Origin of the sequence: Pseudomonas sp. NDM, assembly GCF_003105095.1 — a bacterium.
In the GTDB taxonomy this organism is placed as follows: domain Bacteria; phylum Pseudomonadota; class Gammaproteobacteria; order Pseudomonadales; family Pseudomonadaceae; genus Aquipseudomonas; species Aquipseudomonas moraviensis_A.
In genome coordinates this window covers 20,339-32,820 of the sequence record NZ_QETJ01000016.1, presented here as the reverse complement: position 1 = coordinate 32,820, position 12,482 = coordinate 20,339, and the positions used below count along the sequence as shown (strand labels likewise).

Here is a 12,482-nt window from a genome sequence, read left to right as displayed (position 1 = left end):
CGATGGAGCCGATACTGGAGCTGCAAAGCGCGCGCTTGTTGATGCGTCAGTGGCAGGACGAGGATTTGCCGGCATTCGCCGCGATGTGCGCCGATCCGCAGGTGATGCGCTACTTTCCGGCGCCATTGACCCGGCTGGAAAGTGCCGCGCTGATCGGCCGCGTGCGCGGGCATTTCGCCGAGCATGGTTTTGGCCTGTGGGCGCTGGAGCGCAAGGACACGGGCGAGTTCATCGGTTTCACCGGGCTCGGCGTGGTCGGCTTCGATGCGCCGTTCACCCCGGCGGTGGAGATCGGCTGGCGTCTGGCCAAGGAGCATTGGGGCCTGGGCTACGCCAGTGAAGCGGCGTGGACCGCGCTGCGCGCCGGCTTCGACCGCTTGAAACTGGAGGAAATCGTCTCGTTTACCGCCGAGCAGAATGCCCAGTCGGAAAAGGTCATGCAGGCGATCGGCATGCATCACGACCCGCAGGACGATTTCGATCACCCCAGGCTTGCGCCCGATCACCCGTTGCGCCGACATGTCCTGTATCGCATCAGCCGCGAACAATGGCTGCAAACCTTGCATGAATAAGCCGACCCGGACGTTTACAATGGCCGCCATTGTATTGGCCCGTGCCAGAACCTGAATCGTCCGTCGCAGCCAAGACTGCGCGGCCATTGCGTTGTGTGAGGAGAGTCTGAATGAGCCAAGTGCTGGAAGATCTGGTCGATCTGCTGACCCTGGAGCCGATCGAAGAAAATCTGTTCCGTGGCCGCAGCCAGGATCTGGGGTTCCGCCAGTTGTTCGGCGGTCAGGTGCTCGGACAGTCGCTGTCGGCGGCCAGTCAGACGGTGGAAGAAGCGCGCCACGTGCACTCGCTGCACGGTTATTTCCTGCGCCCGGGCGATGCCAAGTTGCCGGTGGTGTATTCGGTTGATCGTGTCCGTGATGGCGGCAGCTTCAGCACCCGCCGGGTCACGGCGATCCAGAAGGGCCACCCGATCTTCACGTGCAGCGCTTCGTTTCAGTACGACGAGCAAGGCTTCGAGCATCAGGGCCAGATGCCCGTGGTGGTCGGCCCGGAAAACCTGCCGTCGGAACTGGAACTGACCCAGCAGCGTGCGCACCTGATCCCCGAGCACATGCGCGAAAAACTGCTGTGCCCGAAACCGATCGAAGTACGCCCGGTCACCGAAAAAGATCCGTACAACCCGCAACCGGCCGATCCGGTGAAGTACGTGTGGTTCCGCGCTGACGGCGCTCTGGCCGACATCCCGGCGCTGCACAAATACCTGCTGGCCTACGCCTCGGACTTCGGCCTGCTGACCACTTCGATGCTGCCCCACGGCAAATCGGTCTGGCAGAAAGACATGCAGGTCGCCAGCCTCGATCACGCGCTGTGGTTCCACAATGACCTGCGTGCCGATGACTGGTTGCTCTACGCGATGGACAGCCCATGGGCCGGCAATTCCCGCGGTTTTTCCCGTGGCAGCGTGTTCAACCGTGCCGGGCAACTGGTCGCTTCGGTGACTCAGGAAGGCCTGATCCGCCATCGCAAGGACTGGGCATGAGCCTGACGGAGGTTCGCCATTGGGTGTTCGACATGGACGGCACGCTGACCGTGGCCGTGCATGATTTCGCGGCGATTCGCGTGGCGCTGGCGATTCCGCCGGAGGACGACATCCTCAGCCATCTCGCCGCCTTGCCAGCGGATGAAGCAGCGGCCAAACATGCCTGGTTGCTCGAGCATGAACGCGATCTGGCACTGGGCTCGACCCCGGCCACCGGCGCGGTTGAGCTGGTGCGTGACCTGCATGCGCGGGGTTATCGCCTCGGCATTCTCACGCGCAATGCGCGGGAGCTGGCGCACGTGACGCTGGAGGCGATCGGTCTGGCTGACTGTTTCGCGGTCGAGGATGTGTTGGGGCGCGACGAAGCACCGCCAAAGCCGCATCCCGGCGGTTTGCTGAAACTGGCCGAGGCCTGGCAGGTGCCAGCGAGTGACATGGTGATGGTCGGCGATTACCGCTTCGATCTGGATTGCGGTCGCGCGGCGGGGGCGCGGACGGTGTTGGTGAATCTGCCGGATAACCCGTGGCCGGAATTGACCGATTGGCATGCAAGGGATTGTGTCGAGTTGCGGCGGATGCTTCAGGCTTAAGAGATTTGCTGTTAGTGATGCCCTCATCGCGAGCAGGCTCACTCCTACAATTTGGAATGCGTTCCCCTGTAGGAGTGAGCCTGCTCGCGATAGCTTCGGCACATTCAGCACAAAACCTACTGATCAAACAAAGCCTTCTGCCCCTCCGCCGAAGTCAGCATGCCATCCCCGTCATGCCCAACGCCCGTCACTTCCACCAGCCGCTGATTGACCCCCTCAGGATGGCGGCGCAGCAGATAGCCGAAATACAGCTTGCCGCGCATCAAGCGGTAAGCCCCTTGCGCCTCGGCCGCGCAGCTCTTGTCCAGCGCCGGATGGTCCGGGTCGACATCCTGCTGGCCGAGCAGATAGATCACCTCGCGTTTGACGTAACTGCTCTCGACCTGCAACGGCGTTTGCCCGCCGGCATACACCGGCATGTCCGCCAGTCCATATTTCCAGCGATTGAAGCCCGGGCATTGTGAGTGGTCGAACGCCACTGGCCGCTGCTCGTTGAAGTACGCATAAGAAGAAGGATTGGCGACTACAAAGCGCAAGCGAATGCTGTTGGCCTTGAGCGCTGGCTGATCCTTGGCCAGCAAGGCGTAGCGCTGCACCACCTGACCACCGCCGGAGTGGCCGAAGATCACGATCTGCTTCACGTCCGGAAACTGTTTGCGATCGCTGACCCGCGCGACGATTTCATCCAGCGCGGCATAGGAGCTCAGCGGATTCGGCCCGGTGGACAAGTCGCCGCCCATCCACTCGTTGCCTTGCCAGCGCAGCACCGTCGGCGGCAAGGAATACAAAGTGACATCGCTTTCATTGAGAAATTGCGGGGCGATCACCAGCGTGTGCGCGGTCTGCCCGGCGAGTTCGGCGGCGCTTTGCGCGCTTTTGCGATAGGTCTCGGCGTTGCGCAAGCGACCGTGAATGACGATCAGTACGCGCTCGATTTTCTCCGGCGCCGGGCCGATGCCCACTGCCATTTCCCCGGCCTTGAGCTGCAGGCGACCGGGGCTGATCGCATCGACGCCGGCCGCTTGCGCGGTGCCGACGATGAACAGTAACGCCACAAGCCATTTATGCATTTACAGGGTTTTCGCCGCGAAGGTGTCGCACTGGCTTACCTGGCCTTGCGCGAATCCGGTTTTGAACCAGCGCACCCTTTGCGCCGACGTACCGTGGGTAAACGAGTCCGGCACCACGCGGCCCTGACCCTGTTGCTGCAGGCGATCATCGCCGATGGCGTTGGCGGCGTTCAAGGCTTCTTCGATGTCGCCGGGTTCCAGCCAGTTCAGGCGCTTCTGCGCGTTATACGCCCAGACGCCCGCGAGGCAGTCGGCCTGCAATTCCTGACGGACCAGCAGGCCGCCGTCGCCTTCCATTTGCCGACCTTGCTGACGCGCCGTCTGCATCTTCGCCGACACGCCTAGCAGTGTCTGCACATGGTGACCGACCTCGTGCGCGATCACGTAAGCCTGAGCGAAATCGCCGGCGGCTTTGAAGCGCTGCGACATTTCCTGGAAGAAGGCCATGTCCAGATAGACCTTCTGGTCGGCCGGGCAATAGAACGGGCCGGTGGCAGAAGTGGCCATGCCGCACGCCGAATTCACCCGATTGCTGAACAGCACCAGTGTCGGGTCTTTGTATTGGCGTCCGGCCTGCTGGAAGATCGGACCCCAGGTGTCTTCGGTGTCGCCGAGGATCGAGCGGACGAATTCGGCCTGTTCATCATTGGCCGGCGGTGCCTGGCGAGTTTGCGAGGTGGGTGCCGGTTGGTCCATCTGTCCGGTCAACTGACCGAGGATCTGCATCGGGTCCTGGCCGGTGAGCCAGCCGATACCGACGATCAGCACGATGGCCGTCAGGCTCAGGCCCTTGCCGCCACCGAAGCGCATGCCACCGCCACCGCCGGTATCATCACCCCGGGCATCGACGACGTTGTCACTGCGTCGGCCTTTTTTCCATAGCATGTGGGAATCCTCTTTATTGCGGGTGATGAGTCAGGTGATGAGTGTTGCCGCTGTGTGAGTGTGGCGCCAGTCCGGTCGTCCGTCCATTCACACGCGCCCACGTGGTGCGGGCTTGTTATTGACGGTCGGCGGGGCGGCGAATTCAATCCCGAGAAGAATTTATCCCGGCCAGGTCATGAACCCGCAGTTTCGACAGCAGTCTGTGATGTTGCAGACTTGCCGAGAGCCGAAGTGGCGGGAATCTTGCCTCACGGTTTTGCTCAACGGCGGTTTCCCGGCGAAGAAGATGGCAACCTGTGCGGTTGCTGAAAGCTGCGCCGACTATGATTGCCACACCGATTGCCGCCAGCGCGAACGCTCGCCTGGGTATTTTTTCAGAGATTGCCAATGACCGTCAGCACCCCGCTCTCCGGTGTCAACCAGCCCTTCAAGGGGATCCTGCTGATTGTCGTGGCGACGTTCCTGTTTTCCAGTCACGACGCCTTATCCAAATACCTGTCCGGGTTCTATCCCATCGTGATGGTGGTGTGGGCGCGCTATGTGGTGCACACCCTGTTGATGGCGGGGATTTTTCTGCCGCAATCCGGCTTGCGTGTGCTGCGCACCAAAAAACCGTTGTGGCAGCTCGCCCGTGCCCTGTGTCTGCTCGGCACCAGCCTGTTTTTCACCACGGCGCTGTTGTACATCCCGCTGGCGGAAGCCACGGCGGTCAACTTTCTTGCACCGGTGTTGGTCACCGCATTGTCGGTGCCGCTGCTCAAGGAACGGGTGACGCGCGGGCAATGGATCGCGGTGATCTGCGGTTTCATCGGCGTGCTGATCATCGTCCACCCGGGTGGCGAACTGTTCACTCCGGCGATCCTGCTGCCGTTCTGTTCGGCGCTGTTTTTCTGCTTTTACCAACTGCTGACGCGCAAGCTCGCCGAAGTCGACAGCCCGACCACCAGCAACTTCTTCGCCGGGCTGTGCAATACCCTGGTGATGAGCGCGCTGGTGCCGTTCTTCTGGCAGGTGCCGAGCCTGCCACACGCCGCGCTGATGCTGGCGCTGGGCAGCTGCGGGATGACTGCTCACCTGTTTCTGACCCAGGCCTTCCGTCACGCAGCACCAGCCTTGCTGGCGCCGTTCGGCTATTGCCAGATCGTCTTTGCCGGGTTGTTGGGCTGGCTGCTGTTCAGTCACACGCCGAGCGGGCTGACGGTGATTGGTATTGCGGTGATCTGCTGCAGCGGATTGGCGGCGGCGTGGCAGCAGAGCCGGCGCTAAGGGGGAGCAAAGATCCCTTGTAGGAGCTGACGAGTGAAACGAGGCTGCGATCTTTTGATCTTAAACAGCAAGATCAAAAGATCGCAGCGTTCCGCAGCTCCTACAGGGGCGATTTAGCGGGTTATTCGACGGTCGGAATCTTGCGCGGTGCCATGAAGTACATCCACGTCAGTGCGAGGAAGTACATCGCCGGAATCAGCGTGAACAGCACGGTGTAGTTGTTGTTGGTGACGGTGAGGATGTGGCCGACGATCTGGGTCATGAACATCCCGCCGATCGCCGCGCACATGCCGCCGAAGCCGAACACCGTGCTCATCATGTGCTTGGGCGTGTAGTCCATCACCAGGCTCCAGATGTTCGCGGTCCAGGCTTGATGCGCGCCGATGGCCAGGGAGATTGCAGCGACGGCGACCCACAGATTGGCGGAACCCGCGGCCATGACCACGCCGATGATGCAGCAGGCAAACAGCAACATCGACAGCAGCCTCGCCTTGATCGAGTTCATTCCGCGACCGATCAGGAACGAGGACAGGATCCCGCCGCCGACACTGCCGAAGTCAGCCGTGACGTAGATGATGATCAGCGGAATACCCATCTGCGTCACATTGATGCCGAGGTTGTATTGCTGATTGAGAAACGGCGGCAGCCAGTACAGATAGAACCAGAACACCGGCGCAGTCAGCGAATAGGCGAGGGCGAAGGCCCAGGTGCCGCGCATGCGCAGGATCTTGCTGAATGGCACGCGGGCCTGTTCCGGTTCGACTTGCTGCTGGATGTAATCGAGTTCCGATTGTTTTACCCGTGGGTGATCTTCCGGGTTGAAGTATTTCAGGCCCCAGAACAACAGCCAGATCCCGCCGAGTGCGGCCATGCACAGGAACGCCGCCTGCCAGCCCCACGCATGCAGGATCAGCGGCAGCAGCATCGGCGTGAACATCGCGCCGACGTTGGTGCCGGCGTTGAAGATGCCGGTAGCGACTGCACGTTCACCGGCCGGGAACCACAGGCGCGTGGTTTTCACGCAGGCCGGGTAATTGGCGGCTTCAGTCAGGCCGAGGATGAAGCGGCAGACCATGAAGCCGGCTGCCGAAGTCGCCAGGCCATGGGCGCCGGTGGCGAGGCTCCAGAGCAGCACGGCGCAGAAGAACACGCGCTTGACGCCGACCCGGTCGATCAACCGTCCTTGCAGGACAAACCCGATCGCGTAGCCGACCTGGAACCAGAAGTTGATGTTGGCGTAATCCATCGCCGTCCAGCTCATTTCCTTGGCGAGGATCGGCTGCATGACGCCTAGGGCGGCGCGGTCGATGTAGTTGAGGGTGGTTGCAAAAAATACCAGCGCCAGCATGCCCCAGCGGGTCTTGCCGACCGCCATGGCGCCGCGGATCTTGTCGCCGATGCCACCCGTGGCAGTGCTCATGGCCGGAGCCATGCGGGAAGTCTGTGAAGGAATCATGTGTTCCACCCGTTTTTGGATTTGTTATTTGGTGTTCTTTACGGTCGAACACCTTGTCCGGTGGTTAGTGGCCGGACTCGATGTGCAACCGATGTTGGGCAGTGAACAAAAAATCGTCAATTCGCCAAATCGCCATAGTGTTCGATAATCGCACGCAAAACTAACCGGGTAGTACACTTTAAATTGCTGCGCGCAGGGATGCAGCCAATAATTTCCCTCACTATAAAAACCCATTCCCTCGTAGGAGCTGCCGAAGGCTGCGATCTTTTGATTTTGCTGTTCAAGTAATCAAGATCAAACGATCGCAGCCTTCGGCAGCTCCTACATAAAAGCGGCGCAGTCCGGGAGTTGAAACATGCAGCGTTCCATTGCCACCGTTTCCTTGAGCGGCACCCTGCCGGAAAAACTCGAAGCCATTGCCGCCGCCGGCTTCGACGGCGTGGAGATTTTCGAAAACGACCTCCTGTACTACGACGGCAGTCCCCGCGAAGTTAAACAGATGTGCGCCGATCTCGGCATCGCCATCACCCTGTTTCAGCCGTTCCGTGATTTCGAAGGCTGCCGCCGTGATCGCCTGGCCCGCAACCTGGAGCGCGCAGAGCGCAAGTTCGACCTGATGCAGGAACTCGGTACCGACCTGGTGCTGGTCTGCAGCAATGCTTCCGCCGACAGCCTGGGCGATCAACAGATTCTCGTCGATGACTTGCGCCTGCTGGCCGAACGCGCCGGCGCCCGCGGCTTGCGCATTGGTTACGAAGCGCTGGCGTGGGGCCGGCACGTCAATACTTACCAACAGGTCTGGGACATCGTCCGTCAGGCCGATCACCCGAGCCTCGGCGTGTTGCTCGACAGCTTCCACACGCTGTCGCTGAAGGGCGATCCAAGCGCCATCGCCGATATTCCCGGCGACAAGATCTTCTTCGTGCAAATGGCCGACGCGCCGATTCTGCAGATGGATGTGCTGGAGTGGAGCCGGCATTTCCGCTGCTTCCCGGGGCAGGGCGAATTCGATCTGCCGGGTTTTCTCGCGCCGATCATCAAGAGCGGCTATAGCGGGCCGTTGTCGCTGGAAATCTTCAACGACGGCTTCCGTGCCGCACCGCCACGGGCCAACGCCGCCGACGGTTTGCGTTCGCTACTGTATCTGGAAGAGAAAACCCGTCAGCGTCTCGAACAGGAATCGACGCCGGTGGCCAACCGCGACATCCTTTTCGAAACGCCGCAGGCCAGCGAATACAACGGCGTTGAGTTTCTTGAGTTTGCCGTCGACGAAGCGCTCGGGGCTAAGCTCGGTCACTGGCTGCAACGCCTCGGTTTTGCCAAGGCCGGGCAGCATCGCTCCAAGAATGTCAGCCTGCTGCGTCAGGGCGATATCAATCTGATCCTCAACTGCGAACCTTATTCGTTCGCCCACAGCTTCTTCGAAGCCCATGGCCCGTCGCTGTGCGCCACGGCTGTGCGGGTCAGGGACAGCGCCAGTGCGCTGGCCCGCGCGGTCGCTTACAAGGGGCAGCCCTATCGCGGGCTGGTCGGGCCGAATGAACTGGAACTGGCGGCGGTGCGCGCACCGGACGGCAGTCTGATTTATCTGGTCGACGAGGACGCCGACGTTTACGGGACCGATTTCAATCTGCTGCCGGACGCACAGACCGGCGGCGGCCTCAAGCGAATCGATCACATGGCCATGGCGCTGCCGGCCGACAGCCTCGACAGTTGGGTGCTGTTCTACAAGAGCCTGCTGGATTTCGAGGCCGACGACGAAGTGGTGCTGCCCGATCCGTACGGTCTGGTGAAGAGCCGCGCACTGCGCAGCCGCGACAGTTCGATCCGGCTGCCGCTGAATATTTCCGAGAACCGCAACACTGCGATCTCCCACGCGTTGTCGAGTTATCGCGGCTCCGGTGTGCACCACATCGCCTTCGATTGTGACGACATCTTTGCCCAGGTCAGTCGCGCCAAAGAGGCCGGCGTGCCGCTGCTGGACATTCCGCTGAACTATTACGACGATCTCGCCGCGCGTTTCGATTTCGACGATGAGTTTCTCAGCGAGCTGGCCTATTACAACGTGCTCTACGACCGTGACGCCCAGGGCGGCGAGCTGTTTCATGTGTACACCGAGCCGTTCGAAGGGCGCTTCTTTTTCGAGATCATCCAGCGCAAGAACGGTTACGCCGGTTATGGCGCGGCCAACGTTGCCGTAAGGCTGGCGGCGATGGCCAAATCCCGCAGCGGCGCGGCGCGTCAGGCGAAGTTGTAGGGAATTCGTAAACGCGGGATTAAACACGGGCCGCGCGGCTTCCTTCACTGTCCCGCGCGGCCCATAATCGCCAGCTTGTGCAGTGATGGCCGTGAGCCCGCGATGACCATGAATTCAGAACTTTCCGCCGCTGCTGTCGAGTCCGACCCAGTGCCGCGCAAGAGTCGCAAGAACAACCCGGAAAAGACCCGCGAAAACATCCTGCAGGAGGCGATCGTCGAGTTCGTCCAGCAGGGCTTGTCCGGTGCCCGCGTCGACGCGATCGCCGAGCGCATCCACACCTCCAAGCGCATGATCTATTACTACTTCGGCAGCAAGGAGCAGTTGTACGTCGAGGTGCTGGAGAAACTCTACGGCGATATCCGCAGCACGGAAAACCGCCTGCACCTGGACGAACTGCCGCCCGAACTGGCGATCCGCCGACTGGTGGAGTTCACGTTCGATCACCACGACCGCAACGTCGATTTCGTGCGCATCGTCAGCATCGAAAACATCCACAACGCCGAGTACGTGAAACGTTCCGATGCGATCAAGGCGCTGAACAACACGATCCTCGACACCTTGGGCGGGATTCTGCAACGGGGGGCGGACGAAGGTTTGTTCCGGCGTGGCATCGATGCGCTGGACGTGCACCTGCTGATCAGTTCGTTCTGCTTCTATCGCGTGTCGAACCGCCACACGCTGGGGGAAATCTTCCAGATCGATCTGCCGGACGAAACCATCAAGCAACGCCACCGCGAGATGATCTGCGAATCGGTGTTGCGCTACCTGCAGGCCTGACACATCCCACCCTGTAGGAGTGAGCCTGCTCGCGATGGCATTCCGTCAGCCAATGCATCTATTGGCTGATACACCGCTATCGCGAGCAGGCTCACTCCTACAGGGGGCGGCAGGGCTCAGCCATTCATGCTCTGAAAGTGCTCAAGCATGCGCTGCGCATCCGGCACCACGCCGCTGAACAGTTCAAACGCCTTGACCGCCTGAAACACCGCCATGTTGCCGCCATCAAGCGTGCGGCAGCCCAGAGCCCGGGCGTCGCGCAGCAATTCGGTTTCCAGCGGGAAATACACAATCTCAGCGACCCACATTGCCTTGCGCAGCAACTGCGCCGGCACCGGTGTACCTGGCAGCTTGGCCATGCCCATTGGCGTGGTGTTGACCAGGCCGTCGGCCTGCGCCAGCGCCCCGGGCAAATCCCGCCCGGCTTGCGCGCGACCGGCGCCAAAATGTTGATTCAGATTGTTCGCCAGACTTTCCGCGCGCTCGCGATCGACATCAAAAATCGTCAATTGCCGTACGCCTTCACTGAGCAGCGCGTGGGCCACCGCCGCGCCGGCGCCGCCAGCACCCATCTGGACTACATGTTCGCGGGCAGCGTCTGGCAGACCTCGGCGAAAACCTTCGGCGAAACCGAGACAATCGGTGTTGTGGCCAATACGCTTGCCATCCTTCAGCACCACCGTGTTCACTGCGCCGATCCCTCGCGCTTCCGCCGACAATTCATCGAGCAGCGGGATGATTGCCTGCTTGCATGGAAAAGTGATGTTGAGACCGGTGTAGTTCATCCGCTCGGCCGCTTGCAGCAAGTCGGGCAGCGCCGTGCTGTCGAGGCGCAATTGATCGAGGTCGATGAGTTGGTAGAGATAACGCAGGCCCTGCGCATCGCCCTCGTGTTCGTGCAGTGCCGGCGTGCGCGAAGCCTGAATCCCGGCGCCGATCAGCCCGGCGAGTATCACTCTGGAACGTGACATGGCCTTCACCCCCGCAACCGCTGACTGAAATGTTCCAGCGCCAAGCGATAACCATGGCTGCCGAATCCGCACATCACCGCCGTGGCAATGCCCGAAACAAACGAATGATGACGGAACGGCTCACGGGCGTGGACGTTGGACAGATGCACTTCAATCACTGGCAGCTCGCTGGCGACCAAGGCATCGCGAATCGCTACCGACGTATGCGTCCACGCCGCCGGGTTGATCACGATCCCGGCGCAACGACCGCGCGCCGCGTGAATCCAGTCGAGCAGCTCGCCTTCATGATTGGTCTGGCGAAACTCTACGGTCAGGCCAAACTCGTCAGCCGCGCGACCACACAGCGCGGAAATGTCCGCCAGGGTTTCATGACCATAAGTCGCCGGCTCGCGGGTGCCGAGCAGGTTCAGGTTCGGGCCGTTGAGCACCAGAACGATAGGGGACATGGGGTAACTCCACTTATTGTTTTTGGCATCGGCCGAGAGGTTTCAGCCTGTGGAGATAAAATGTACTAGATGGTTACATCGGTCAATTGAACAGAAATGACCTGGGCGTTTTATGTTCGGTGATCGCACAGGCAAATTCAGGCGAGCCCTGATTTCAAGATGTAACGACAGCTTTTCTTACGTTTTTTCCAATCAATTCCCAAGCCCCGCTCTCCATGCCCGCTAGCCTTGGATGACCTCCGACACGTTCGCTCGTGGCAACCGGTTGTCGGACTCGAAAGGAAAATCGAGTTTGGAAATCCATTAACCTAACGGATGGGTTAGCATGAAGATATGCAGCTACAAAGGAATGTCGATTCGCATCATGTTGAGAGGCGAACACTGCCCACCCCACGCCCATGTAGATGCGGGTGCCTGGAATGCCCGCATCCGGTTCAGCTTCTGGCACAACGAAGTTGATCTGTGGGACGTCGTGCCGCTGTCCCGTCGACCGCCGCTCGCCGTGCTGAACGGCTTGTGCCTGTCACTTGGACAACCGGCGCACCTGCGTCGAGCACGCGGGATCTGGTGGTCGGGCTTGCAGACCGTTTGTCTCGATAACCAGATATGGGATTGCCAAACAAACGAAGTGCCCGTGATGAAACCAGTCACCGACCAGATCTACCGGATCGGATCGGCGCGCTATCACCCAGAAGCAGACAAGGTGCTGCTGACCTTGATCGGCAAGTTGGAAGGAGTTGAAATCGAATTATGAAAGTCATCAAGGCAAAACCGTCGGTGCATCGCCCCCTGACGGAAGAAATGCTCGATGCCGCCATCACACTTGGCGAAGCACGACAGGCCAACAGTTTGCAGGCCGTGTCAGTGAGCTTCGAAGAATCCTCTCTGGTCATTCGTTTCGAGGACGGCAGCGGTGTGTTGCTTCCGGTGAAGCTGTATCCAGAATTTGAGGGGTTTAAAGCAGCCGATTATGCAAGCCTGACGATCGGCTTCGCCGGCACTGCGCTGTGCCATGAGGGTAAAGACCTGGATATTTCCATTGCCGGAATGATTTCTGCGAACCCGTCGCTCATGCGGATGGCGGCGTCGGTCGTTGCTTCGCGCAACGGGCGTCAAAGCAGCGCTGCAAAATCAGCAGCCGCCCGAGCCAATGGCAAGAAAGGCGGGCGTCCACGTAAAACCGATATCGCGCCATAGCACCCACAAAAA

The 12,482-nt window shown here is 60.6% G+C and carries 13 protein-coding genes; 8 read left to right on the top strand and 5 right to left on the bottom strand.

The window, feature by feature from the left end; translation table 11 throughout:
- The first annotated feature begins 2 nt into the window (after positions 1–2).
- The 3 genes from DCO47_RS06400 (at position 3) to DCO47_RS06390 (ending at position 2,142) form a co-directional block, all read left to right on the top strand.
- On the top strand, positions 3–572 hold the full coding sequence (locus tag DCO47_RS06400; RefSeq protein WP_042610544.1) for a GNAT family N-acetyltransferase: 570 nt from the start codon (positions 3–5) through the stop codon (positions 570–572).
- Between the two features lie 110 nt (positions 573–682).
- Positions 683–1,552, top strand: a complete 870-nt coding sequence (gene tesB / locus DCO47_RS06395) for an acyl-CoA thioesterase II (RefSeq protein ID WP_042610543.1) — start codon at positions 683–685, stop codon at positions 1,550–1,552.
- The gene (locus DCO47_RS06390; RefSeq protein WP_116657749.1) at positions 1,549–2,142 is read left to right on the top strand and encodes an HAD family hydrolase; all 594 of its coding nucleotides are present in this window, start codon (positions 1,549–1,551) and stop codon (positions 2,140–2,142) included. Before tesB ends, DCO47_RS06390 begins: the two co-directional genes overlap by 4 nt.
- A 116-nt stretch (positions 2,143–2,258) precedes the next feature.
- Here DCO47_RS06390 and DCO47_RS06385 read toward each other — a convergent pair whose 3' ends face one another.
- Together DCO47_RS06385 and DCO47_RS06380 are read right to left on the bottom strand one after the other, a co-directional pair.
- The gene (locus DCO47_RS06385) at positions 2,259–3,212 is read right to left on the bottom strand and encodes an alpha/beta hydrolase (protein WP_116657748.1); all 954 of its coding nucleotides are present in this window, start codon (positions 3,210–3,212) and stop codon (positions 2,259–2,261) included.
- On the bottom strand, positions 3,213–4,097 hold the full coding sequence (locus tag DCO47_RS06380; RefSeq protein WP_083353616.1) for a neutral zinc metallopeptidase: 885 nt from the start codon (positions 4,095–4,097) through the stop codon (positions 3,213–3,215).
- A gap of 387 nt (positions 4,098–4,484) precedes the next feature.
- On the opposite strand from DCO47_RS06380, the gene DCO47_RS06375 reads away from it, so the two are divergent.
- Positions 4,485–5,363, top strand: a complete 879-nt coding sequence (locus DCO47_RS06375; protein ID WP_064364083.1) for a DMT family transporter — start codon at positions 4,485–4,487, stop codon at positions 5,361–5,363.
- A gap of 121 nt (positions 5,364–5,484) precedes the next feature.
- On the opposite strand, the gene DCO47_RS06370 is transcribed toward DCO47_RS06375, so the two are convergent.
- Entirely contained in the window at positions 5,485–6,819 is a 1,335-nt protein-coding gene (locus tag DCO47_RS06370; protein ID WP_064364084.1) for an MFS transporter, read from the bottom strand.
- A 355-nt stretch (positions 6,820–7,174) separates the two neighbouring features.
- On the opposite strand from DCO47_RS06370, the gene quiC reads away from it, so the two are divergent.
- Complete coding sequence (quiC, locus tag DCO47_RS06365; protein WP_116657747.1) at positions 7,175–9,076, top strand: 3-dehydroshikimate dehydratase QuiC; 1,902 nt, start codon at positions 7,175–7,177, stop codon at positions 9,074–9,076.
- A 102-nt stretch (positions 9,077–9,178) separates the two neighbouring features.
- Entirely contained in the window at positions 9,179–9,856 is a 678-nt protein-coding gene (locus DCO47_RS06360; RefSeq protein ID WP_116657746.1) for a TetR/AcrR family transcriptional regulator, read from the top strand.
- A gap of 116 nt (positions 9,857–9,972) precedes the next feature.
- Here the strand turns inward: DCO47_RS06360 and DCO47_RS06355 are convergent, their stop codons facing one another.
- Both DCO47_RS06355 and aroQ read right to left on the bottom strand, forming a co-directional pair.
- Positions 9,973–10,827 carry a shikimate dehydrogenase gene (locus tag DCO47_RS06355; RefSeq protein WP_116657745.1) on the bottom strand — a complete coding sequence of 285 codons (855 nt, stop codon included), beginning with the start codon at positions 10,825–10,827 and terminating at the stop codon, positions 9,973–9,975.
- A 5-nt stretch (positions 10,828–10,832) separates the two neighbouring features.
- Entirely contained in the window at positions 10,833–11,273 is a 441-nt protein-coding gene (gene aroQ / locus DCO47_RS06350; RefSeq protein WP_042610534.1) for a type II 3-dehydroquinate dehydratase, read from the bottom strand.
- A 325-nt stretch (positions 11,274–11,598) separates the two neighbouring features.
- On the opposite strand from aroQ, the gene DCO47_RS06345 reads away from it, so the two are divergent.
- Positions 11,599–12,027 carry a DUF4160 domain-containing protein gene (locus DCO47_RS06345; protein WP_083353612.1) on the top strand — a complete coding sequence of 143 codons (429 nt, stop codon included), beginning with the start codon at positions 11,599–11,601 and terminating at the stop codon, positions 12,025–12,027.
- Positions 12,024–12,470: a DUF2442 domain-containing protein gene (locus tag DCO47_RS06340; protein WP_064364086.1), complete on the top strand. Its 447-nt coding sequence runs from the start codon at positions 12,024–12,026 to the stop codon at positions 12,468–12,470. Before DCO47_RS06345 ends, DCO47_RS06340 begins: the two co-directional genes overlap by 4 nt.
- The last annotated feature ends 12 nt before the right edge of the window (positions 12,471–12,482 follow it).

What these genes read in the sequence shown, in the direction of transcription:
- DCO47_RS06380 (WP_083353616.1), bottom strand. Translation starts at nt 4,097, where the DNA reads ATGCTATGGAAAAAAGGCCGACGCAGTGACAACGTCGTCGATGCCCGG.
- DCO47_RS06370 (WP_064364084.1), bottom strand. Translation starts at nt 6,819, where the DNA reads ATGATTCCTTCACAGACTTCCCGCATGGCTCCGGCCATGAGCACTGCC.
- DCO47_RS06340 (WP_064364086.1), top strand. Translation starts at nt 12,024, where the DNA reads ATGAAAGTCATCAAGGCAAAACCGTCGGTGCATCGCCCCCTGACGGAA.
- DCO47_RS06385 (WP_116657748.1), bottom strand. Translation starts at nt 3,212, where the DNA reads ATGCATAAATGGCTTGTGGCGTTACTGTTCATCGTCGGCACCGCGCAA.
- DCO47_RS06355 (WP_116657745.1), bottom strand. Translation starts at nt 10,827, where the DNA reads ATGTCACGTTCCAGAGTGATACTCGCCGGGCTGATCGGCGCCGGGATT.
- DCO47_RS06400 (WP_042610544.1), top strand. Translation starts at nt 3, where the DNA reads ATGGAGCCGATACTGGAGCTGCAAAGCGCGCGCTTGTTGATGCGTCAG.
- DCO47_RS06390 (WP_116657749.1), top strand. Translation starts at nt 1,549, where the DNA reads ATGAGCCTGACGGAGGTTCGCCATTGGGTGTTCGACATGGACGGCACG.
- DCO47_RS06375 (WP_064364083.1), top strand. Translation starts at nt 4,485, where the DNA reads ATGACCGTCAGCACCCCGCTCTCCGGTGTCAACCAGCCCTTCAAGGGG.
- DCO47_RS06345 (WP_083353612.1), top strand. Translation starts at nt 11,599, where the DNA reads ATGAAGATATGCAGCTACAAAGGAATGTCGATTCGCATCATGTTGAGA.
- aroQ (WP_042610534.1), bottom strand. Translation starts at nt 11,273, where the DNA reads ATGTCCCCTATCGTTCTGGTGCTCAACGGCCCGAACCTGAACCTGCTC.
- quiC (WP_116657747.1), top strand. Translation starts at nt 7,175, where the DNA reads ATGCAGCGTTCCATTGCCACCGTTTCCTTGAGCGGCACCCTGCCGGAA.
- tesB (WP_042610543.1), top strand. Translation starts at nt 683, where the DNA reads ATGAGCCAAGTGCTGGAAGATCTGGTCGATCTGCTGACCCTGGAGCCG.
- DCO47_RS06360 (WP_116657746.1), top strand. Translation starts at nt 9,179, where the DNA reads ATGACCATGAATTCAGAACTTTCCGCCGCTGCTGTCGAGTCCGACCCA.